This is a genomic window from Veillonella sp. oral taxon 158, assembly GCF_018376515.1.
Classification (GTDB): Bacteria; Bacillota; Negativicutes; order Veillonellales; family Veillonellaceae; genus Veillonella; species Veillonella rogosae.
This window is the reverse complement of the sequence record NZ_JAHABE010000002.1, coordinates 91,041-114,054: the sequence shown is the minus strand read 5'-3', so window position 1 is coordinate 114,054 and position 23,014 is coordinate 91,041. Positions and strand designations below refer to the sequence as shown.

The 23,014-nt window shown below is 40.4% G+C and carries 27 protein-coding genes and 1 pseudogene; 27 read left to right on the top strand and 1 reads right to left on the bottom strand.

Features of this window, described 5'->3' with window-relative positions; genetic code table 11:
- The first annotated feature begins 114 nt into the window (after window positions 1–114).
- The 7 genes and pseudogenes from KH364_RS01730 to KH364_RS01700 all read left to right on the top strand — a co-directional run bounded on the left by KH364_RS01730 (window position 115) and on the right by KH364_RS01700 (window position 7,184).
- Window positions 115–1,287 (top strand): iron-containing alcohol dehydrogenase, encoded by a 1,173-nt coding sequence (locus tag KH364_RS01730; RefSeq protein ID WP_273298189.1) that lies wholly within the window; start codon window positions 115–117, stop codon window positions 1,285–1,287.
- A 207-nt stretch (window positions 1,288–1,494) separates the two neighbouring features.
- Entirely contained in the window at window positions 1,495–2,142 is a 648-nt protein-coding gene (locus KH364_RS01725; protein WP_273298188.1) for a hypothetical protein, read from the top strand.
- A 30-nt stretch (window positions 2,143–2,172) separates the two neighbouring features.
- Window positions 2,173–3,039: a hypothetical protein gene (locus KH364_RS01720; protein ID WP_273298186.1), complete on the top strand. Its 867-nt coding sequence runs from the start codon at window positions 2,173–2,175 to the stop codon at window positions 3,037–3,039.
- A 35-nt stretch (window positions 3,040–3,074) separates the two neighbouring features.
- Window positions 3,075–3,398, top strand: a pseudogene (locus KH364_RS01715) (cation:dicarboxylase symporter family transporter); the annotation flags it as partial.
- Between the two features lie 222 nt (window positions 3,399–3,620).
- Window positions 3,621–4,658: a nicotinate-nucleotide--dimethylbenzimidazole phosphoribosyltransferase gene (locus KH364_RS01710; protein ID WP_273298184.1), complete on the top strand. Its 1,038-nt coding sequence runs from the start codon at window positions 3,621–3,623 to the stop codon at window positions 4,656–4,658.
- A 9-nt stretch (window positions 4,659–4,667) separates the two neighbouring features.
- Window positions 4,668–5,981, top strand: a complete 1,314-nt coding sequence (locus KH364_RS01705; RefSeq protein ID WP_273298182.1) for a DUF389 domain-containing protein — start codon at window positions 4,668–4,670, stop codon at window positions 5,979–5,981.
- A 369-nt stretch (window positions 5,982–6,350) separates the two neighbouring features.
- Window positions 6,351–7,184: a MetQ/NlpA family ABC transporter substrate-binding protein gene (locus KH364_RS01700; RefSeq protein ID WP_009352271.1), complete on the top strand. Its 834-nt coding sequence runs from the start codon at window positions 6,351–6,353 to the stop codon at window positions 7,182–7,184.
- A 203-nt stretch (window positions 7,185–7,387) separates the two neighbouring features.
- Here the strand turns inward: KH364_RS01700 and KH364_RS01695 are convergent, their stop codons facing one another.
- On the bottom strand, window positions 7,388–8,278 hold the full coding sequence (locus KH364_RS01695; RefSeq protein ID WP_273298180.1) for a PocR ligand-binding domain-containing protein: 891 nt from the start codon (window positions 8,276–8,278) through the stop codon (window positions 7,388–7,390).
- Window positions 8,279–8,789: 511 nt separating this feature from the next.
- Here KH364_RS01695 and pduB (KH364_RS01690) point away from each other — a divergent pair.
- The 20 genes from pduB (KH364_RS01690) to KH364_RS01595 all read left to right on the top strand — a co-directional run bounded on the left by pduB (KH364_RS01690) (window position 8,790) and on the right by KH364_RS01595 (window position 22,987).
- Window positions 8,790–9,503 (top strand): propanediol utilization microcompartment protein PduB, encoded by a 714-nt coding sequence (pduB, locus tag KH364_RS01690; protein WP_252306417.1) that lies wholly within the window; start codon window positions 8,790–8,792, stop codon window positions 9,501–9,503.
- A 21-nt stretch (window positions 9,504–9,524) separates the two neighbouring features.
- Window positions 9,525–11,186, top strand: coding sequence for a propanediol/glycerol family dehydratase large subunit (locus KH364_RS01685; RefSeq protein WP_119208959.1), 1,662 nt, complete (start codon window positions 9,525–9,527; stop codon window positions 11,184–11,186).
- Between the two features lie 9 nt (window positions 11,187–11,195).
- A complete protein-coding gene (locus tag KH364_RS01680) occupies window positions 11,196–11,894 on the top strand; it encodes a propanediol/glycerol family dehydratase medium subunit (protein WP_009352508.1) in 699 nt (232 codons plus the stop codon).
- An 11-nt stretch (window positions 11,895–11,905) separates the two neighbouring features.
- A complete protein-coding gene (locus KH364_RS01675; protein ID WP_119208958.1) occupies window positions 11,906–12,442 on the top strand; it encodes a diol dehydratase small subunit in 537 nt (178 codons plus the stop codon).
- 18 nt (window positions 12,443–12,460) lie between these two features.
- The gene (locus KH364_RS01670) at window positions 12,461–14,287 is read left to right on the top strand and encodes a diol dehydratase reactivase subunit alpha (protein ID WP_273298176.1); all 1,827 of its coding nucleotides are present in this window, start codon (window positions 12,461–12,463) and stop codon (window positions 14,285–14,287) included.
- Entirely contained in the window at window positions 14,284–14,658 is a 375-nt protein-coding gene (locus KH364_RS01665) for a glycerol dehydratase reactivase beta/small subunit family protein (RefSeq protein WP_273298174.1), read from the top strand. The genes KH364_RS01670 and KH364_RS01665 overlap by 4 nt, the downstream gene beginning before the upstream one ends.
- Before the next feature lie 27 nt (window positions 14,659–14,685).
- Window positions 14,686–15,741 (top strand): cob(I)yrinic acid a,c-diamide adenosyltransferase, encoded by a 1,056-nt coding sequence (locus tag KH364_RS01660; protein ID WP_273298172.1) that lies wholly within the window; start codon window positions 14,686–14,688, stop codon window positions 15,739–15,741.
- Window positions 15,742–15,751: 10 nt separating this feature from the next.
- Window positions 15,752–16,474, top strand: coding sequence for an MIP/aquaporin family protein (locus tag KH364_RS01655; RefSeq protein WP_060924420.1), 723 nt, complete (start codon window positions 15,752–15,754; stop codon window positions 16,472–16,474).
- 80 nt (window positions 16,475–16,554) lie between these two features.
- The gene (locus KH364_RS01650; protein WP_008602338.1) at window positions 16,555–16,917 is read left to right on the top strand and encodes a BMC domain-containing protein; all 363 of its coding nucleotides are present in this window, start codon (window positions 16,555–16,557) and stop codon (window positions 16,915–16,917) included.
- Between the two features lie 13 nt (window positions 16,918–16,930).
- Window positions 16,931–17,371 carry a EutP/PduV family microcompartment system protein gene (gene eutP / locus KH364_RS01645; protein ID WP_024066327.1) on the top strand — a complete coding sequence of 147 codons (441 nt, stop codon included), beginning with the start codon at window positions 16,931–16,933 and terminating at the stop codon, window positions 17,369–17,371.
- 18 nt (window positions 17,372–17,389) lie between these two features.
- Entirely contained in the window at window positions 17,390–18,397 is a 1,008-nt protein-coding gene (locus KH364_RS01640) for a nicotinate-nucleotide--dimethylbenzimidazole phosphoribosyltransferase (RefSeq protein ID WP_009352310.1), read from the top strand.
- A 44-nt stretch (window positions 18,398–18,441) separates the two neighbouring features.
- Window positions 18,442–18,723, top strand: coding sequence for a propanediol utilization microcompartment protein PduA (gene pduA, locus KH364_RS01635; protein ID WP_008602344.1), 282 nt, complete (start codon window positions 18,442–18,444; stop codon window positions 18,721–18,723).
- A gap of 2 nt (window positions 18,724–18,725) precedes the next feature.
- Window positions 18,726–19,568, top strand: a complete 843-nt coding sequence (gene pduB, locus KH364_RS01630) for a propanediol utilization microcompartment protein PduB (RefSeq protein ID WP_273298166.1) — start codon at window positions 18,726–18,728, stop codon at window positions 19,566–19,568.
- A 91-nt stretch (window positions 19,569–19,659) separates the two neighbouring features.
- On the top strand, window positions 19,660–19,839 hold the full coding sequence (locus KH364_RS01625) for a hypothetical protein (RefSeq protein ID WP_009352401.1): 180 nt from the start codon (window positions 19,660–19,662) through the stop codon (window positions 19,837–19,839).
- 59 nt (window positions 19,840–19,898) lie between these two features.
- Window positions 19,899–20,444, top strand: coding sequence for a BMC domain-containing protein (locus tag KH364_RS01620; protein ID WP_273298164.1), 546 nt, complete (start codon window positions 19,899–19,901; stop codon window positions 20,442–20,444).
- Between the two features lie 44 nt (window positions 20,445–20,488).
- The gene (gene pduA, locus KH364_RS01615) at window positions 20,489–20,764 is read left to right on the top strand and encodes a propanediol utilization microcompartment protein PduA (protein WP_005385294.1); all 276 of its coding nucleotides are present in this window, start codon (window positions 20,489–20,491) and stop codon (window positions 20,762–20,764) included.
- A gap of 6 nt (window positions 20,765–20,770) precedes the next feature.
- Window positions 20,771–21,391, top strand: coding sequence for a phosphate propanoyltransferase (gene pduL, locus KH364_RS01610; protein ID WP_273298158.1), 621 nt, complete (start codon window positions 20,771–20,773; stop codon window positions 21,389–21,391).
- A gap of 10 nt (window positions 21,392–21,401) precedes the next feature.
- Window positions 21,402–22,241, top strand: a complete 840-nt coding sequence (eutJ, locus tag KH364_RS01605; protein WP_245875997.1) for an ethanolamine utilization protein EutJ — start codon at window positions 21,402–21,404, stop codon at window positions 22,239–22,241.
- Window position 22,242: 1 nt separating this feature from the next.
- On the top strand, window positions 22,243–22,734 hold the full coding sequence (gene pduM / locus KH364_RS01600; protein ID WP_273298156.1) for a PduM family microcompartment protein: 492 nt from the start codon (window positions 22,243–22,245) through the stop codon (window positions 22,732–22,734).
- The gene (locus tag KH364_RS01595; RefSeq protein ID WP_009352229.1) at window positions 22,721–22,987 is read left to right on the top strand and encodes a EutN/CcmL family microcompartment protein; all 267 of its coding nucleotides are present in this window, start codon (window positions 22,721–22,723) and stop codon (window positions 22,985–22,987) included. The genes pduM and KH364_RS01595 overlap by 14 nt, the downstream gene beginning before the upstream one ends.
- Window positions 22,988–23,014: the final 27 nt, after the last annotated feature.

Sequence of the window (23,014 nt, the reverse complement as noted above, 5' to 3'; positions counted from 1 at the left end):
CTCTTATTATTAGTATACCTGTTTTCTAGTGAAAGTCCTATGAGGTTTTACATGCCCTTAAATATACATTACAATAGCACTAAGAAGTAGTTTTCAGAGAAACGAGGTTGTCACATGGAATTCTCTTATTTTTTACCTGTAAACATCCAATTTGGTTGGAATAAAGTAGACAGTGTTGCTGATTATGTTGCATCTTATGGCAAGAAAGCCCTCATCGTAACAGGTCGCACTAGTGCGAAGAAATCTGGTTTATATGACCGTGTAGTAGCAAAATTAGAGACTGCTCATATTGACTATGTGTTGTTTGATCAAGTTGATGCTAATCCATTAACAACGACTGCTTTAGAGGGCGCTGCTTTAGCTAAATCTGAAAGCTGCGATATGGTTATTGCTATCGGCGGTGGTTCGATCATGGACTGTGCAAAGGGCATTGCCTTTATGGCCGTAAACGAAGGGGATATTAACGATTATATCTTTAATCGTAAAACGAGCGATACCGCATTACCACTCATTGTCATTCCTACAACATGTGGTACCGGCTCTGAAGGCAATGGCTTTGGTGTACTTACCAATCCTGAAACGGGGGATAAGAAATCTTTGCGTTGTAATGCAATCGTGCCGAAGGTATCTATTGTAGATCCTGCTGTGATGGGCACCATGCCACCTCATGTGTTGGCGTCGGTTGGCTTTGATGCATTATGTCATAATATCGAAGCTTATACCTCTAAAACGGCACAACCTTTTACTGATGCATTATCTTATTATGCAGTAACATTATTAGCACAATACCTCGTACCTCTATATAAACATGTGAAAGCCGTTGCTAACGGTAAACCTGAAGTACTGAACGAAAAACAACTCACAAAAGCTTGGGAATCGGTAACCCTTGCTAGCACCATTGGCGGTATGGTAATCAATACGGCGGGTGTTACACTAGCCCACGGTATGGAACACCCTGCCAGTGGCCTTAAAGATATTACACACGGTGTGGGCCTTGCCGTTATTGAACCTGTGGTAGTGGAATACACTTGGAGTGCTAACCCAGATAAATTCGGTGCTTTAGCTCGTATCTTTAACCACGGCGATGGCTCCGAACTAGGTGAAGCTTTACGCTTTATCGTACATGACCTAGACCTTACTACAAACCTTACAGAACTAGGCTTTGCGAAAAAAGACATTCCTTGGCTTGTAGATAATGTATATGTTGTAGCTACAGGCAATATTGCTAATACAGTGGCAGAAATAAACCGTGAAGATATTGAAGAGTTGTATAAGAAAATGTTCTAAGTGTTGTCATTATAGGAGAGAGTTTTGTTCCAAGGATTTTATGGCCTATTAACGGTTATGCTATGCGTGTTGTTTGCAATTGTAGCAATCTTATTTAATTTAGCGCCTATTACATACATTGTTTTTGGTATAGCTATAGTATTGAGTTTGTTACTGCAATATAGGCGTTTTAAGAAACAAGCTATATCTGAAAGAAGACATAGCAGAATGGCTTGTGTTTTGTTTGTTATCATAACTCTTAGTATATCTTGGCTCGTAGCTGATTGGGTTAAGTATGATACTCAAACGACTCATGATCAAATGGATGGTTTTGAGTTTAGCACAATGGATTGGAAACGGGGCTGGCCTAATAATGATGAATTACCGGAAGGCTTAAAGCGTCCAAAGGAGCTTCCAGAAGGGGTTCTCAGAGCTTCTGCATCTGGTGATAGCTTAGTTTGGGCAAATGCATATCCTACGAGATATACTGTATTAGAGGGAGACCCTAAAGTAATCTCACAGTATGAAATGATAGCTAAGCAAAATGCTACCTATACAGCGCAAATTGATGCGGATGGTGTATTGCGTGATTTAGATACGGGGGAGAAAAAGCGTTTTATATCTCATCCCAATAGCTATAACGTTATAGAGAGCATCGAGGAAGAACCTCTAAACTTACCACAACGAAATTTTATAGAGTGGTTACGCTTTGCACCTCGAAAAGAGACAAAAACTGTAGTTAAAGATACATATAACTCTACTCGAAATCATAGATTATATGTGTTTGTAGATGATGGGAATACAAAAAGACCTCATTTTGTAGAATTGCTAATTAGTAATGATGGGACACGGGCGGTGCTTTATCAATCTAAGTAATTTGAGTAGGTATTGTTGTGGAGATCGTAAATGCAACAGTGTTTAATTTACTTAAAGAAATTGTTTTTTTCTAATCCTTATAGAAAGAGTATATGGTTCTTTATAACTCTTTGGATATTAACTTTTTTATTCTCGGATGAGATATCATATTCTGGATTATACTATCTGATTTTGTTAGTAGCTACGATTGTACTGTTGTTTGAGAAATGTGGAATAATCGATAGTGAGAACGCTATACGAAAAAGATTTTTAACATATTTTTATGTAATCTTTTTTCTATGTATGCTTCCTACATTAGCTGTTACCTTAGTGTTTTCTGCTGTAGGAATATCCCATTATGATATACAACGTTGGCACTCTACTTGGCCCTCATCTAAGGCGGGGTATATTCCATCTCCATTACAAGCACCTAAGTCTTTACTAGAGAGTTTGAAAGTGGTTTCTTCTGCTGAGGTAATTGGATTGGGTGGAAATTATAGTTGCTTGGTATTAGATGGTGATGAATCTACGATTTCAAGGTATGAGGAAACTGTTAAATCTAATTCTTGGTATTCGTTTATAAATGGCAGGGACAAGGATACTACAGTTGAAGTACTTAATTCGTTTACATATACAAAAGATAAAAATGTATTGGTTAGTGACATAGACAATTATTATGAGATTATCACTATTCAACGACAAAACTGGAAATTATTTCCATGGTTAATTGATGGCAGCCAGAGCGTCGGTGATGATCCTAATGAAGATTTTTATTATAGTACTCGAGTATCAGCTGAGAAATATGTAGTATATGTTGTTTACCATAACTTTGATCATGATCAGCCAAGAGTGATTTACTTTATGTTTAATCCGGAACGAACGCGAATGATTACTGTAGATATAGATATGTATCATTAGAGTTGGGCAGAGTTTGTATATAAAATTTGGAACAATCCTTATTCGTAATGCAAAACGCAGGTATTGAATTGACGATGGGCACAATGATTGCTTGGTTATTCATTGCTGTTCTTGCTGCTATTGGTAATGCTGGCGTTCCAATGGGTTGTTACTTCTTAACATTGTCCTTGATGAGCTCCATCGGTGCACCAATCGGTTTGCTTGGTATCATCTTGCCAATCTATACGATTATTGACATGATCGAAACTGCTGAAAACGTGTGGTCTGATGCATCCGTATGCGCTATGGTTGACCATGACCTTCAAGGTACACTAGATGACTCTAGTGGCGACGATATGCCACAATTCCAAGGTGCTTAATTTCACTGGTTTAAGATAATTAACAAAAGATATATCTATGTCCTAATATAGTTCAAATAAAAGGTTATCCTCTAATGGGATAACCTTTTTTGATGCCTTAATATATTAAAAGCTAACAAACCTCATATCATTAGATATGAGGTTTGTGTTATACTTTCATATAGAATAATATCGAATTAATAGAAGGCTAGTCGATGCATTAAGTATCGTCTAGATAATAGAATGAAAGATAAGCCAAGCACAGCCATAGAGCAACAACTGAATAAATTTCTCCAAGCTAAATGCTTAATTCCAGGAGGACTTGGCTTGTGGGAAATATATTTCCGTAAGATTTGTACAGCTTGGGGCGAGATTAGTGGTGAAATTCGACCTCAGCATATCATATTTTCCGCCGATAATGGTTGTAATATGGAAGGCTATGTAGGTTATAACTATGAGGTAACGCAAAAGCAGTCGCGTAATATGCTCTTGGGGCGTTCGTCGGCCACACAATTTTGTGACTTTAACAACATTCCTTATGAAGTTGTGGATGTAGGAATTGCCTCAGATGATGGCATCGGAGTGGATCGCAAGGTCGCAAAGGGGACAAAGAATATTTTAAACCACCCTGCTATGACTGAGGATGAATTTAATCGTGCCTTTCAAGCTGGCTATGAACGAGTTGAACATTATGTAAAGCAAGGGATAAATCTTTTTTCCTTTGGTGAAATGGGACTCGGTAATACGACGACTTCTGCCTGTGTGTTGTCTGCCTTAACTGGAGCGGATCCCACTGAAACGGTAGGTCCTGGTTCTTGGCCTAATAAACCAGATTTGATGAAGCGTAAAATTGATTTTGTGCGCGCTGTATTAGATAAGCATAAGGCTAGTATTGTTTCTGACAGTGAAGCTGAAAGAGTTCGTAAAATCGTAGCCCATGTAGGGGGCTTTGATATTGCTGCTATTCTTGGGGCTATGCTCGCTTGTGTTGAGTTTAAAAAGCCCTTTGTCATTGATGGCTTTATTACAGCTGTAGCAGCAGCTTGTGCAGTACATATGAATGATCGTGTTAAGGATTATGCATTGCCATCTCATAACTCTCGAGAAAAAGGCACAGAGCTAGCTTTAGCAGAGGTAGATATTACACAAAACATGGTTCCTATTCAAGCCTACATGTCGATGGGGGAAGGCACGGGGGCCATATTGATGGTACAAATGCTCAAAACTACACAGCATATGTTTGTAAACGTAGGGACCTTTGCAGATTTGATGAAATTATAAGGAGGAAGAATGGAAATAAATAAATACTTTAATATACATTTTGAGCGCGCTGATGATGCAACTATTTCTAAAAGGTTGATAGGTGGGGCTAAGATTAAGGGACCTGCGTTGCTTATCCTGATCTTCTCCATATTTATTGCCTCTATTGGGTTGAATATGAATAGTACGGCAGTTGTTATTGGTGCTATGCTTATATCGCCGTTGATGGGACCTATTTTAGCAATTGGCTTTGGCTTCGCTACGCTTAATTTTACAGTTGCGAAGAGTGGTATTTTAAGATTGTCCGTACAGATTACGATTGCTGTTTTGGCATCTGCTTTATATTTTTATATTTCCCCCGTTCAGACGGCTACATCTGAACTATTAGCGCGTACAGAACCGAATATTTTTGATGTATTCATTGCTATATTTGGTGGGTTAGCTGGGATTATTGGGCAAACGCGTAAGACCTTAGATAATGTTATACCAGGGGTTGCGATTGCAACTGCACTTATGCCACCACTATGTACGGCAGGATATGGACTTGCTAGTGGAAATTGGACCTATTTCTTTGGGGCTAGCTATTTATTCTTTATAAATGCATTCTTTATCTTCTTTGCAGCTTTTATTGTTTTAAAGGGTGTATATCGTTTGCCATTCCATGAACAAGCCGAAGAGCGTATTCGTCGTAATCAGCTAATATTTCTTGTGATTGGTCTTATTATGGCTATACCAAGTATTTATGCAGGCTATGATATGACCATCAAGTATTCCGAGTCAAATCATCTAGAGCAGTTTATTAAGAATGATATTAATCAAGAGGGACGTCGACAAGTGATTGATTATTCATTGGATCGGACGAATAAGCTAGTAGACATAGTAGCTATAGGCGCTCCTGTGACTTCAGAGGAGCGAGCCCAGTTGGATGACAAATTACAGAAGGATGAGTACTTGCAGCCTTATACATTACGATTTGTTACTAGCGTAGATGAGAAAAAATCTACTACGGATAAGGTGAACTCGAATAAATCTTCAGAGAATCTTGAAACATATAAAAACTTGAGTAATCTGTACCAGCCGACTTATGAACTAGTAAGTGAAACTATAAATACTATGAAAACGACAGAAGCTGAAGCAAAGGCGTTATTCCCGTTTGTAAGCAAAGTAGAAGGCATGCCTTTGATAGATAATCTAGAAGAGCCTAAAGCGAGTCGCTATATGGTGATCATCCATACTACATCCGCTATATCTGATGCAGATTTGGAACGAATAAAAGCTTGGTTAGAGGCTAAATTATCAGCACCTGTAACTATTTCTATCGAGCAAACAACGTCAACTCTATAAGTTGATTTTTGGATTTTGATTATATTGTTTATTATATAGGGTGACATTTATAACGGTACTAAGTTTGATTTTAGCTATTAGGTATATTACCTAGTAGTACGGGGAATCATCTTAGTACCGTTTTTATGTACTTGGCATAGCTAAATGTAATTACTCTTATCTTGCTATAGATTAAAGTTATATTATTATACATGTAAAATCTATTATACGAGTAGGAATTAAATTGCTATACTTACTACATCGAAATTATTAAATAATTAAATGTAGATACAAGATAAGAAGAATAGATTTATTACAATGTCTACGAATGTTGTATACGTATGAGTCCTCGTCAGAGATGTAGGTTTTCATCGTAGATAGGAGGATTACATGAAAAAATGGTTAGCATTAGCAGCGACGGCCGTACTGGGTGCGTCCTTATTGATTAGTGGTTGTGGGTCTTCCACAAATAACGCAAGCTCTAGTGGTGCTAGCAGCTCTAAAGCAGAGGTATTAAAAGTAGCAGCAAACCCTGTACCTCATGCGGAAATTTTGAATCAAATTAAGCCTTTATTGGCTAAAGAAGGTGTAGATCTTCAAGTTATTGAGTTTACAGATTACATCCAACCAAATATGGCATTGTCTAGTAAAGAAGTAGATGCAAACTTTTTTGCAAACGTACCTTACCAAAATAACTTCAATAAAGATCATGGTACAAACTTCGTAAGCTTCGCACCAGTTCACATTGAACCACTGGCTATCTACTCTCAAAAAATTAAAGATTTGAAAGACTTGCCAAATGGCGCAAAAGTAGCAATTCCATCTGATCCAACAAACAGTGCTCGTGCACTTCTCTTGTTGCAAAGTGCAGGTCTTGTAACTTTGAAAGATCCAACTGGTTTGACTAACACACCATTTGATGTGACTAGCAACCCTAAAAACATCCAAATTACTGAGTTAGAAGCAGCTCAAATTCCTCGTTCCATCCAAGATTTGGACGCAGCTGTAATCAATGCCAACTATGCATTGCCAGCCGGCCTTAATCCTACAAAAGATGGCTTATTCGTAGAGAAAGCTGACTCTCCATATGCAAATCTTCTATCCGTTAACCCTGGTGATGAAAACAAACCAGCTATCCAAAAATTAGCTAAAGCATTACAATCTCCAGAAGTTAAGAAATTCATTGAAGAACACTACAAAGGTGCAATTATTCCAGCGTTCTAATCAATTGAATCGTTAATAACATAGTGTATTTCACAAAACATCTCCTCAGATTAACTCTCTAATACAAAAAAGGCGTAACACCATTTGGTGTTACGTCTTTTTGTTATTTTATCTGCTACGTAGAAATTGATTTATACATTGATAAAGGGCTCTATTTTCAATATAGAGCCCTTTATCATTGCTAGCTATAGCTTTGTTTTGGATTATGCATCAATAGGTTTAGCATATTTTTTTCTGTACGAATGCGGTGTTTCCGTAGTAGCCATTTTAAAAATCTTGCAGAAGTAACTCGTTCTGTTATATCCCAAGGTTTTACTGATTTGATTGACTGTTAATTGGGAATAGACCAACAATTTTTTTGCTTCCTGTATACGGAGTAGTGTTATATATTGCACTACTGAAAGTCCTGTATCATCTTTAAAAATCTTGGAGAAATAGGACTCGCTTAAATGAATATGTTCCGAAATCCGTCTAAGAGACACTCGTTTGCTCAGGTTTTTTTCTATGTACAAGATAGCTTTTCTGATTTCAGGACGATTAATAGGCTGCTCAGACTCGACAAAGTCTGGTAATTGCTCATATGGTAGTTCTTCTGCTACTAAATCATTGAATGGGAAGTAATGCTCTACCAAGATCCGTAACACCTTTGTAGCACTGTAAATTTGTTCTGCTGTAAGCACTGGTAATGCCTGATATAGTGCACGAAGCTTAGTGTCTTCGTGCCAATCTGTCTGGGTAGGTAAAATCGGCTTGATTGTAGTATCCTCTGTTTTAGTTTGCCCTGCCATGATAAAGCCTAAAATAGCTCCCTCTTTCATAACGGGAACAGAGAAATCTATGAGTCCCATGTGACAACGATAAGGACACGATGATAGTTCTTTTGTAGCATCGAGTCCGCCATATAAATCACATTGATTACATCGCTTGGCATAAGCTGGATTACGCCTTACTACCTTACAGAAGGGGGAAAAGTTATATTCTTGAGATAACACTTTTCCGCGATTATTGACAAAGATAGCCGCAATTTTTGTTATGTTTGTGAAATCTCGCATGATTTCGTTGATAAGTTTAGTATCTTCCCGAGTACAAATCATAGTGGAACCTCCAATCACAAATGTGCTAAGAGGTCTAGTAAGCTCACCGCTATAATCGCCTTAATTGCTCTCCATTTTGTGGGCTTGCTCATAAACCTAAGAAAAGAAAAAAGTGATATACCACTTGAAATTCATATACTTATAACTCTGCGTTATTACTCATATATATTCTCCTATATATGTATGAGTATAACAGGATTGTGGCATTTTTGTAATAGAAAAATCGCATTTTACGAATACACATAAAAAAGTTGTATGACAGAATTTTTATAATAAAGGTAGAAAAACCCTTATATTACATATATTTAGAAAGGATTGAGCCCAATGGACAGTGATTGAATAGCGAGGCATGCTCTATAAAATTATATGGTGTACAGGGGATATTGCTGTATATATATGAAAAATAAATGAAACGATAAAAAGCGATATAAGGCGACTTGAAACAATAACAGGAGAATGGCATAACATACAGCAACATATATTCCTGTACAAAGATACTTTCATTACACGTATGGAGGGTATTATGGTGACAACATGTGGATTAACTGAATTTGTAGGGACTAGTAAAACTGGTGATACTATAGGTCTCGTAATTGCTAATGTAGATCAACAAGTATTAGATGCAATGCAATTGAAGAAAAAATATCGTTCTATCGGTATTTTAGGGGCTCGTACTGGTGCAGGTCCTCATATTATGGCAGCTGACGAAGCAGTAAAAGCGACAAATACTGAAATCGTTAGCATTGAATTACCTCGCGATACTAAAGGTGGCGCAGGTCACGGTTCTCTTATCATCTTTGGTGGTGATGATGTATCCGATGTTAAACGCGCTATTGAAGTGGCATTAGCTGAAGTGGAACGCACCTTTGGCGATGTATACGCAAACGATGCTGGTCATCTTGAATTACAATATACCGCACGCGCTAGCCATGCAGTAAATGCAGCATTTGGTGCTCCTGAAGGTAAAGCCTTTGGCCTTATTGTAGGTGCTCCAGCAGCTATTGGTGTAGTCATGGCCGATGTAGCTGTTAAATCTGCTAATGTAGATGTAATTGGTTATGCATCTCCTTCTGCAGGCACAAGCAATTCTAACGAAGTTATTTTACAGATTTCTGGTGATTCAGGGGCTGTACGACAAGCAGTTATCTCTGCTCGTGAAGTAGGTAAAAAATTGCTAGGTACGATGGGTGACGAACCAGTGAACGGAGCCCCTTCCTATATCTAATCTGAAAGGATGGTATGCCCTATGAAATCAAAACGTTTCGAAGTTTTAAGCCAACGTCCTGTCAATCAGGATGGTTATGTAAAGGAATGGGTAGAGGAAGGTTTTATAGCCATGGAATCTCCTCAAGATCCAAAGCCTAGCCTTAAAATCGAAGGCGGTCGCATCGTTGAACTTGATGGCAAACGCCGCGAAGACTTTGATCTTATCGATACATTTATTGCAAACTACGGTATTGTTCTCGATGGTGCTCAAGAAGCAATGGCAAAGGATTCAAAAGAGATTGCTAATATGATGCTTACACCATCAGTACCTCGTGAAGAAATCGTTAAGATTTGTAAATCTATTACTCCAGCGAAAATGTTGGAAGTTGTTTCTTCTATGAACGTTGTTGAAATGATGCAATGTATGCAAAAAATGCGTGCTCGTCGTACAATGGCTAACCAAGCCCATGTAACGAACGTAAACGATAATCCAGTGCAAATCGCAGCCGATGCTGCGGAAGGTGCACTTCGTGGGTTTGCAGAAGAAGAAACAACAGTAGCCGTTGCTCGTTACGCACCACTTAATGCGATTAGCTTACTCGTAGGCTCTCAATGTGGTCGACCAGGTGTATTGACACAATGCTCCTTGGAAGAAGCGACAGAATTGGAACTTGGCATGCGTGGCTTCACAGCCTATGCAGAAACAATTTCCGTATATGGTACAGAAGACGTATTTACCGATGGTGATGATACACCTTGGTCTAAAGGATTCCTCGCATCTGCTTATGCATCTCGTGGTCTTAAAATGCGCTTCACCTCTGGTACAGGTTCTGAAGTACAAATGGGCCAAGCAGAAGGTAAATCTATGTTATACCTTGAAATCCGTTGCCTATACATCACAAAAGGCGCTGGCGTACAAGGTATCCAAAATGGTTCTGTAAGCTGTATCGGTATTCCAGCCGCTGTACCTTCTGGTATCCGCGCTGTATTAGCAGAAAACCTTGTAGCAGCTATGCTCGACCTTGAATGTGCATCTAGTAATGACCAAACTTTCAGTCATTCTGATTTGCGTAGAACAGCTCGTACATTGATGCAATTTGCACCTGGTACTGACTTCATTTGCTCTGGTTATAGCTCTACACCAAACTATGACAATATGTTTGCTGGTTCTAACTGGGATGCAGAAGACTATGATGACTGGACAGTTATCCAACGTGACCTAAAAGTAAATGGCGGTCTTATTCCTGCTCGTGAAGAAGAAGTAGTAGCGGTTCGTAATAAAGCGGCTCGTGCACTTCAAGCCTTGTTCAAAGCATTGGGCTTGCCTCCAATTACAGATCAAGAGGTAGAGGCTGCTACCTATGCAAATGGCTCTAAAGATATGCCTCCTCGTGACAAGGTTGCAGATATTAAAGCGGCTCAAGATTTGTTGAATCGCGGTGTTACAGGTATTGACTTTGTAAAAGGTTTAGCTAAAGAAGGTCATCCTGATGTAGCACAAAGTATTTTGAATCTATTAAAACAAAAAATCTCCGGCGATTACTTACAAACATCGGCCATCTTTGACCGTGATTTCAATGTTATCTCCGCGATTAACAATAGAAATGACTATCAAGGTGTTGGCACAGGTTATCGTGTGGAAGGTGAAGATTGGGAACGCATTAAAGATATTCCAAACGCCATTGATCCACGGGATATATAAGGAGGTGTCATGATGGCTGAAATTAACAGAGATGTATTACGTTCTATTATCCTAGACGTTTTACAAGAAATGGGTGGTGTTCATGAAGCACCACAATTCAAGGCTAGTGCTGGTAAAAGCACAACACCAAGTGCAGCTCCTAGACATGAAGATCCAACTGGTGACGATAGCTGGCTCCAAACTGGTGGCCCTGCACAACCTGGTACAAGCGCAGATGAAGTGGTTATTGCTGTTGGCCCTGCCTTTGGCCGTAGTCAACGACAAACTATCGTTGGTGTACCGCATCAAGAGGTAATTCGCCAATTAGTAGCTGGTATCGAAGAAGAAGGTTTAAAAGCTCGTGTAATTCGCGTATATCGTTCCTCTGACGTAGCGGCCGTAGCCGTTGAAGGCGATTCTATTTCTGGATCTGGTGTATGCATCGGTATTCAATCTAAAGGTACAACCTTGATTCACCAACGCGATTTACAACCACTTTCAAATTTGGAATTATTCCCTCAAGCACCTCTATTAACAGCTGAAACATACCGTGCTATCGGTAAAAATGCTGCTAAATATGCTAAGGGCGAATCCCCAACACCAGTACCAACATTGAACGATCAAATGGCTCGTCCAAAATACCAAGCATTATCTGCATTGCTTCATATCAAGGAAACTAAGCATGTAGTAAAAGGTAAGCCAGCTGATGAAGTTCGTGTCACTGTATAAGGAGGTTTACTATGGCTAACGAATTAGAAGCCTTAATTCGGCAGATCGTATCTGAAATAGAAGGGGCAAAGGGAAATACCACACAATACTCTGCGCCTCATACATCATCTACACCTAATACAACAGTTGTAGATAGGGTGGTTACCATCGAGGATTATCCGATTGCTAAAAAACATCCAGAATGGATTGATCTTGGTCAAGGTCGAGACTTAAGTCATATTACGATGGATAACGTAATGGCCGGACATATTACAATGGACGATTTAAAAATTTCTCCATCCATTTTGAAAGCTCAAGGTCAAATTGCTAAGGCTGGGGGCCGAGATCAAATTGAACTCAACTTCTCTCGCGCTGCAGAAATGACGAAGGTAAGTGATAAACGTTTACTTGAAATGTACAATGCACTTCGTCCGTATCGTTCTTCGAAACAAGAACTATTAGATATTGCTAGCGAACTTGATGGCCTAGGTGCTCCTATTTGTGCAAACTTTGTACGTGAAGCCGCAGAAAACTATGAGCGTCGTAAAAAATTAAAAGGTGATAATTAACCTATAGGAGATGTCATTATGAAACGAATTGTTGGCATCGATATAGGAAACTCGACAACAGAAGCGGCCTTGGCCGAAGTGCATAGCAATGGTGAGGTAAAGTTCTTATCTTCTGCCATCGCTAGTACCACTGGTATTAAAGGGACACGCGAAAATATCGTAGGTCTCATGGATGCCCTCAAGTCGCTAATCAGGTCTGCTAATCTTACACTACGAGATATTGACTTAGTTCGCATTAATGAGGCTACACCAGTTATCGGTGATGTAGCCATGGAAACGATTACAGAAACCATAATTACAGAATCTACCATGATAGGGCACAACCCTAAAACACCAGGTGGTTTAGGTCTTGGTGTAGGGTATACCGTTCCTATTGAGCAACTAATCGATAAGCCACAAGGTCAGCCATACATCGTGGTTGCTCCAAAGATTATCGATTTTGAATTGGTAGCACAGCTGATTAATGCGTACTGTAAGCGAGGTTATGATATTCGGGCTGCTATCCTTCAAGCCGATGATGGTGTACTCGTTAACAATCGATTAGATAACAAAATTCCTATCGTAGACGAGGTTGCGTATATCGACAAAATTCCAATGGGTATGCTCTCCGCCGTAGAGGTAGTAGAACCAGGACAAGTGGTATCACAATTATCTAATCCTTATGGGATTGCCACTGTATTTGAGCTTTCACCAGAGGAAACAAAGAATATTGTGCCTATCGCTCGAGCCCTTATTGGCAACCGATCTGCAGTCGTTATTAAAACACCTGCAGGGGACGTTAAAGAGCGGGTAATACCAGCGGGGTCCATCATTGTGATAGGAAACGGCAGAACCGTATCCGTTGATGTATCTGCTGGGGCAGAGAGAATTATGGAAACTCTTGGATCTGTTCATCCTATCGATGATGTTAGTGGTGAAGCTGGAACGAACGTAGGGGGCATGCTTGAAAAGGTTCGCCTTACAATGGCTCAATTGACGAATAAATCCCCGCAAGATGTATTCATCCAAGACTTGCTAGCCGTAGATGTAGCTGTTCCTATCAATGTAAAGGGTGGCCTTGCAGGTGAGTTCTCAATGGAACAAGCAGTAGGTATTGCCTCCATGGTTAAATCGGACCATCTACAAATGGAAATCATCGCTAAACAGGTGGAAAAGGAATTAGGTATACCTGTTGAAATCGGTGGTGAAGAGGCTGAATCGGCTATTTTAGGGGCTTTGACTACACCGGGGACAGCAAAACCAATGGCCATACTCGATTTAGGGGCAGGTTCAACTGATGCATCCATCATTAACCAAGAAGGAAAAATTAAAGCCATTCATCTTGCTGGAGCGGGAAATATGGTAACTATGCTCATCAATTCTGAACTTGGGTTAGAGGATATGCATATTGCTGAGGCCATTAAGAGAGATCCATTAGCTCAGGTACTTAGCGTATATCACATTCGTCATGAAGATGGAACGGTGCAGTTCTTTAATGAACCACTTTCGGCAGCATTGTTTGGCCGCGTTGTTATCGTTACTCCTGATGGACTTGTTCCTGTAGAGCGAGATATTCCGCTAGAAACGATTAAACGTGTCCGCCAAACTGCAAAGAAACGAGTATTTGTTACAAATTCACTCCGTGCCTTAGCATCTGTCAGTCCTACTCATAATGTGCGAGATATACCATTCGTAGTTATTGTAGGTGGCTCTGCATTAGACTTTGAAATTCCTCAACTCGTAACCGATGCACTTTCACAATATGCATTAGTAGCGGGGCGAGGCAATATTCGAGGTGTTGAAGGGGCACGTAATGCTGTTGCAACAGGACTTGTCCTTTCCTATTCACGGAAGGGAGGCCTATGATGGATCAAAGCATCATCAGTAAGCCAACCATCTTGCTCTATACTACACCGTATATCGGTGAGGATGTATTAAAGCCTGTTTTATATGGCATTGAGGAGGAAGGACTGCCCGTGGTAATCGAGTCCCATAGTGGTACGCATATGACATTGGCCGACCTAGCATCTCGTAATTCGGCTTTATCTGTTGGGATAGGCGTTGATGATGAGGCGATTGTGTTGACCTATAAAAACATACCAGCTCATCAATTTATTTATCGACTTACGGGCTATGCTCAATATCCAGATAGCTTGCGCACATTAGGTGTAAATGCAGCTCGCCTTGTAAAAGGTAATCCATTCGCTTCTGATGAACGATTGGAAGTAGCCTTTTAAATACAATGAACTTGAGAGGTGGTGCATATGGCTATTTATACGAAAACCGGTGATGCAGGTACAACGGCTCTCTTTGATGGCACTAGAGTACCTAAGAATTCACTTCGTGTGGACACATATGGAACCTTTGATGAATTAAATGCACAGGTTAGTGTCTGCGAGAAATTAGTTGTCTCACAGGACAATAAACATGTGCTTCACACATTACAACATCAGCTATTCCGCTTATGTGCGGAGGTAGCAACACCTCATGTTGAACATCTTAGTGAAAGTAGTAATTTGATTTCACAACAAGATATAAGCGAATTGGAATACATGATCGATGACTATACGAAGCGTTTGCCACAGCAACATAGCTTTATATTAAGCGGTAATTACTTATCTGCCGCAGAGCTTCATGTAGCGCGCACTATATGTCGTCGAGGGGAACGATTACTCATTAGTTTAGGTGAGGTAGAACCAATTCGCGATGAGGTTCGAAAATTTATTAATCGATTATCTGATGCTCTTTATATCATGGCTCGCATGGAAGACTATGTGCAATTTGTAGAAACAATTGTAGAACGCGTAGCAGAACGTGTTAAGAACAATCATGCAGAAGTACTGGCAGAAACGAATCGGAGCCTATGGGATATGGAGCATACTACTGAAAATGGAGTTAGTTATATGGCAACTAGAACAAAGCTAGAACAAATTATGACGAAACTTTCACAAACCGCCTTGGACTATGCTCAGTCCATAGGCGTACCTATTGTTGTATCTATTGTGGATGCAAAAGGTGTATTAATGTATTTCCATCGTATGTCAGATGCATTGCTCATCAGCAACGATATCGCACAGGCAAAGGCGTACACAGCAGTGGCTCTCAAAGCGGCAACTCATGAAGTACATCAGAGTGCACAGCCTGATGGCGATCTATTCAACATTGAATCCATGGTAAATCGTAAAATCTGTACCTTTGGTGGAGGTTACCCAATCATCATCGATGGCGAAATTGTCGGTGGGTTTGGTATTAGCGGTGGTACCGTGGCAGAAGATATGGACATTGCATCTCATGCATTACAATCTTTGTTAACTCGATGAGGTGAAGACAATGGACGTAACGCAAATGTATATTAGTGAGTTTGTTGGTACTGCCGTTTTACTCGCATTTGGTAATAGTACAAATGCATCGATTTTGTTAAAGAAAACCATCGTTGGTATCTTTGGTACTAACTGGTTACACATTATTTTTGGATGGGCCTTTGCAGTAACCTTCGCTGTGTATATAGGAATTACACTAGGTGGACCTGGTCATTTGAACCCTGCCGTTACCTTTGCTCTTGCAGTAGCAGGTATCTTTCCATGGGAACAAGTAATTCCGATGTCTATCGCTCAAATTGCCGGCGCTTTTGTAGGTGCTACTATTGCAGCAGTATTCTATTATCCGCACTTCAAGGAAACAGGCCCTGATGAAGGTAACTGCGTAGGTATCTTCGCGACTGGTCCAGCTATTGACCATAAACCTTGCAATTTGATGTCTGAAATCATTGCTACCTTTATGCTCATTCTAGCAATCCTTTGCTTGGGCAAGATGGCAGATGGCTTAGCTCCAGTGGTTATCGGTATCCTCATTGCATCCATCGGTATGTCCTTTGGTGCAACTACAGGTTATGCGTTAAATCCAGCTCGTGACTTCGGTCCTCGCCTGGCATATACTATTTTGCCTATTCCTAATAAGGGAACGGCGAATTGGCAATATGCATGGGTTCCATTTATTGGTCCATTGATTGGGGCTGGTTTAGCAGTAGTATTTTTTAAATTAGTGGCACCTTAAGGGAAATCTATATTGAAAGACTCGTATGTATGGTCCGTGTCACTATATGAACTATACATTTTGTATTAGGAGGAGATTATATGGCCTTTCAAGAGGTAATTGATGCTAAACAACGCATCATCCAAGAATTTGTACCCGGAAAGCAGGTTACTATAGCCCATGTTATTGCTAATCCTAAGCCCGATTTGTTTAGAAAAATGGGGCTTGAAGAAAAAGGACGGAATGCCATTGGAATTCTTACAATCACACCTGGCGAAGGGACCATTATTGCAGCCGATATAGCAAGTAAGTCTGGTGACATTGAAATTGGTTTCATCGACAGATTTTCGGGAGCACTTCTCATAACGGGAGATGTATCTGCTGTTGAATCCGCATTGCAGAGCGTTATTGAAGGCTTGCAACGCATATTAGGATTCTTCCCAACGGATTTAACAAGATCCTAATGAAAGGGTAATTATGAGTACCGAAAAGAAAGAAAAACGCATCCTTCTCGTAGGGCGCAGCGGATGTGGTAAGACCACATTGGCAGATACGATTACTCATGGCTCTGCAACGTATCACAAAACACAAGCCATAACTCGAGTGGGTAATTTTATTGATACCCCTGGGGAATATATGGAAAACCCTAATTACTATCGAGGAATTATCTTGCATGCCTATGATGCGGATATAGTGATTTTTATGATTCCTGCAGGTGATGAAACAACAATTTTCCCACCTAGTTTTGGGAACTCTTTAAATCGAGAAGTTATCGGTGTTGTGTCAAAAGTTGATACGGGAAAAGATGTGGAGGCGCCTCGCCGCAATCTCAAGCTAGCGGGAGCTACTAAGATTTTTGAAATATCCGTTCACGATCAAGAATCGCTAGATCGTTTATGTGACTACATATACAGTTAGTTGAAAGAAGGTTTTTCCATGGACAGAGGTTTTGAAGAACAACTTAATCAATTTATTTTAAATAAGGCGATCATTCCAAAAAGCTTAGGTCTATGGGAACGATATTTCAAAAAGATGTGTCTTGCTTGGCAAGAAATCCGGCCTGAGATTCATGCACAACATATTATCTTTTCTGCAGATAACGGAATCTCCGTAGACGGACTGATCGGTTATAACTACGAAATTACTCGTAAACAATCTCAGAATATGATTGATGGTAAAAGCGCAGTTGCCAATTACTGTATCTTTAACCATATTCCTTACGAAGTAGTAGACGTTGGTATTGCGTGCCCTAAAGGTATCGGGATAGATCGAAAAGTTAGTCAAGGTACAAAAAATATTTTACATGGTGCCGCTATGAGCGGCGAAGAATTTGATTTAGCATACCAAGCTGGTTACAACCGCGTTATATACTATGCGGAATCGGGAATTAATCTATTTTCCTTTGGTGAAATGGGCGTTGGTAATACTACCACATCGGCAGCCGTGTTAAGCGGGCTTACAAAATTAGACCCACGGATAACTGTAGGACCTGGCTCTGGTCCCGATGACGAAGCGTATATGAATCAAAAACGTGAGTTTGTACGGACTGCCTTAGCGCATCATAAAGGGCATCTCAATACGCCAAAGGATGTTATTAGTCGCGTTGGTGGTTTTGATATAGCCGCAATTACAGGTGCGATGGTAGCTTGTACAGATTTACATATCCCATTCGTTATCGATGGGTATATTACAGCGGTGGCAATGGCTTGTGCCACTCAAATGAATGGTGAAGCGCCATTGTATGGTATTCCATCTCACTACTCTCGTGAAGTAGGAATGGCCGCAGCATTAGCGTATGCAAACATACGTCTTGATGAGGTTCCCATCCATGGTCAAATGGCATTGGGTGAAGGTACAGGAGCTGTACTGATGGTACAACTACTTAAAACTGCACATTTTGCCTTTATGAACATAGGCACTATGGTGGAACTATTAGAAAAATAAATTGGTATTCTTTGTATTATGTTTTGTAAAAGGAGAGAAAACAGATGACACAAGAAGCATTAGGTATGGTGGAAACTAAGGGCTTAGTAGGAGCTATTGAAGCAGCTGATGCAATGCTTAAAGCAGCTAATGTGGAACTAGTGGGCAATGAAAAAATTGGCTCTGGTCTCGTTACTGTTATGGTTCGCGGTGATGTAGGGGCTGTAAAAGCTGCCGTAGATGCAGGTGCAGCTGCTGCGGAACGCGTAGGTGTTGTTATCTCTACTCATGTAATTCCAAGACCACATAAAGATGTAGAAGGTATTTTACCAACAAAGGGTGAATAATTATGGCCGATACTAAAAGTATGGTAGATGAGATTTTAAAGCGCGTATTGATGCGTATCGATAGTGCTGATTTAAGCAAAACTTCAGGCGCGACTAGTAATGCATCATGTGCTTCAGCACCTGTAAGTTCACCTGCTGTAAGTCAACTACAAACTTCTATGATTACTGAACACGTAGGTAGTACGACAACCGGTGATACAGTAGGTCTCGTTATTGCCAATGTAGACAGTCAAGTATTAGAAGCTATGAAGCTCACTAAGTCATATCGATCTATCGGTATCTTAGGCTCACGTACTGGTGCAGGGCCACAAATTATGGCCGCTGATGAAGCTGTAAAAGCAACAAATACAGAGATTGTAAGCATTGAACTTGCTAGAGACATGAAAGGTGGCGCTGGCTCTGGTTCCCTCATTATATTCGGAGGCGATGACGTATCCGATGTAAGACGTTCTGTAGAGGTAGCATTACGTGAATTAGAACGGACCTTTGGCGAAGTATATATGAATGAAGCAGGTCATGTGGAAATTCAATATACAGCTCGTGCAGGCGATGCTTTAGTAACTGCCTTTGGAACTCCAGAAGGTAAAGCTTTTGGCTTAATTGTCGGTGCACCAGCCGCTATCGGTGTAGTTATGGCTGATGCAGCTGTTAAATCAGCTAATGTAGACGTGGTAGGTTATCAATCACCATCGAGCTCATCTATGTCTAACGAAGTAATTTTACAAATTTGTGGTGATTCAGGGGCTGTTAAACAAGCCGTTAAGGTAGCTAGAGAAGTAGGAATTACATTGCTTGGCACAATGGGTAGTGAGCCTAAAAATACAGGTGAGTCCTACATAATCTAATGTGTTGATCATTGGATTATAAACTTTAAATAACTCTAATCGTCATGATTAAATAGATGATACTTTCACAATGTGAATAGGAGGATTCATAATGGCAGAACTAAATGAACAAATGTTACGGGCTATCATTATGGACATAATGGATGAAGTGGGGATGCTCAAAGAGGAACCTGTTCAAGTTCAACCCAAAGAAGAACTTAAAGCAGAGCCTCAAGAGCCAGAGTTAAAAGATTTGATTCGTCAAATGTTGGTAGATATGCAACGTAACTAGCATTATAGGAATGCTTGAATCCAAAGAGCGAATCATCCAAGTATTAGACGGGAGGTGGCATGGTGAAAGAGTCACTAGGACTACTTGAGGTGGCTGGATTATTGGGAGCTATTAGCGCATCAGATGCAATGGTTAAAGCCGCCAATGTAAGGATAGTAGGCATTGAAAAGGCTAAAGGTTTTGGGTGGATGACTGTTAAAGTCGCTGGTGATGTAGCCGCGGTTGACGCAGCCGTTCAAACAGGAATTGCTATAACAAAGGGAATGAATCTATATGTAGCTCATAAGGTAATTCCTCGTCCAGCAGAAGGTCTTGTAGAAGCTTTCAATGAAGACTTTAAGGAACAGTCGGCTAAAGTATCTGTTGAAATAGAACCAGTAAAAGCAGTAGTTAAAGAAGAATCTACAAAAGTAGTTAAAGATGATGCTAAAGATGGTTCAAAAGAAAACAGCAAAGCTGAAGGTGCTGAAGAGAAGAAGTCTTCTCTAGATGAAAAAGCTGTAAAAGTGTTGAATGAAATCGTTTCCACCATTATTGATCCAAAGGATTCCAAGAAGGTAGTAACGAAAAAAGCACCATCCAAAAAAAGCGCTAAAAAGAAATAAGTTAAAAAAGTGTTTTAAAGTAAGAAGAAATAAAGGAGATTATCATGAATAACGCATTAGGCATGGTAGAAACAAAAGGTTTAGTAGGTGCAATTGAAGCGGCTGACGCAATGGTAAAGGCAGCTAACGTTACATTAGAAGGCACTGAAAAAATCGGTTCTGGTCTTGTAACTGTAATGGTTCGCGGTGATGTTGGCGCTGTAAAAGCAGCAGTTGATGCAGGCTGTGCAGCAGCTCAAAAAGTTGGTGAAGTAGTATCTACTCATGTAATTCCACGCCCTCATAGCGACGTAGAATTAATCCTACCTAAGAAAGGATAATAGCTTATGGATCGGGAACAGATTCGTGCTATCGTACGAGAAGTAATCGAAGCCATGTTTGAATCGTCCATTCCCGTAGGTGTTAGCAATAAACATGTCCATCTATGTCAGGAGGACTGGAATATATTATTCCCTAATCAGTCTATCACTAAGAAAAGTGACTTAAAGCAAACGGGAGAGTTTGCTTCCGAACAAACTGTTACCTTAGTGGGACCGAAAGGGGCAATCCAAAATGTGCGCGTTTTGGGGCCTCTTAGAAAACAGTCACAAGTGGAGGTATCTTTGACTGATGCTCGTACATTGGGTATAAAACCTCCTATTGTGCTATCTGGTCATTTGGAATCGGCCGTAGATATTACTCTATGCACCGAAAATGGTGAAGTTTCTAAATCTATTTGCATTGTTGCGAAGCGACATATTCATATGTCGCCTGAAGATGCAAAACGGCTTCATGTAAATGATGGCGATAGTGTAAGCGTAGAATTGCAAACACCTGAGCGCACTACTGTATTTAGTGATGTCATCGTTCGAGCTGTACCAGGGTTTGTTCTAGAACTTCATATTGATACAGATGAGGCTAATGCTGCCAATGTACAAGGTACAGTGATGGCGAGAATTGTACAGTAAAGTAGGTGATATGATGAAAGGTTTGAAAAAGGCAAATAATACCTTGCAAGAGTTCTCCGATCTTGTTGAGTCTAAACAAGTGAGCTCTCATAATCGAAAGAATTTGCGCGTAGGTATTGACCTTGGCACATCATCTATTGTCCTATCCGTAGTAAACGACAAAGGAAAACCTATATATGGTGCCTTTGAATATAATGAATCCATTCGAGATGGACTAGTTGTTGACTATGTGGGTGCTGTTACAATAACGCGTGCTTTAAAAGCTAAGGCAGAAGCAGCTTTGGGCACAGAACTTGTATATGCTGCGGCAGCTGTACCACCTGGGACGATAGGAAAGAATAAAGATGTAGTCGGTCATGTACTAGAAAGTGCAGGTTTTGAAGTAACTTGTATCTTAGATGAACCTACAGCAGCTGCTAACGTGCTAGGAATCACTGATGGCGCTGTTATTGACGTCGGTGGTGGTACTACAGGCATAAGTATTTTAAAGGATGGCCGAGTTGTATATACCGTGGATGAGCCAACAGGAGGCACCCATATGAACCTCGTTATTAGCGGGGCCTATGGCATCTCTATTCCTGAAGCGGAAGCTTATAAACGGAATGAAGCGAATAAACGTGATGTATATGCAACAATACGGCCTGTAGTTGAAAAAATGGCAGCTATTTCTAAGCGTGCGTTACATGAGGGCGGCTATGAAAAAGGAACACCTATAGTAGTTGTGGGCGGTGCCTCTAACTTTGAGGAGTTCACAAAGACTTTCAGTCAATATATAGGGCTACCTGTTCATAAGCCACTATATCCAGAGTTTGTAACGCCCTTAGGAATTGCCATGGGAAGTGAGCTTTAATATGGATGCATTAGTTAAACTGGTGCTAGAACGCCTAGAAAAGCGTATGTCATCCACTGCAACCTTTATGGTCATGGAAAATACTAGCTTTGATGAGCATATATTGTTGCAGAACCAACTCATTTCTTTCGCTGGTATAGATTATGGTCATATACGAGAGTTAATGAGCGATACATTGGTGCCTTGGGTAGCCTGTTTGCACCGTGCATTGGCCTATGACTGCGAGGTGACAATACGCCTGGCAGTTCCTGTAACCTCGTTGATGAATCCATCAGTCATTCTTGACTGGCCCATCAAATTTCTAGATAAATTTGGACATCCTGTATATGCTTTTTCACAAGGCTGGATAACAGCGTCTTTTGTTAAATCTTGTGAAAGTCAGTCTGTTATCGTCATATATAGGGGACAACGGTTTACCATGGCTGCTCGTGAAGAGATTGAACGCCTAGGTATCACAATAATTGAAGGGAACGAGAAATATGCAAGTCGGTAAAGTAGTGGGTAGTATCGTATCTACTCAAAAGCATGAATCTCTAAAGGGAATGAAGCTGATGATGGTGGATATTCTCGATGGAGAACAAGGGTTGACGGGGCGCATAGAAATCGCCGTCGATACAGTATGTGCCGGTGTTGGTGAATATGTGCTTTTAACTCGAGGCTCATCGGCACGGCATATTTTCGAAAATGATAAAGGCACCGCAGTAGATTGTGCTATTGTGGGAATTGTTGATAGTTTTGAAAAATAATTGTATAGGAATTAGCTGGTGCCAGAG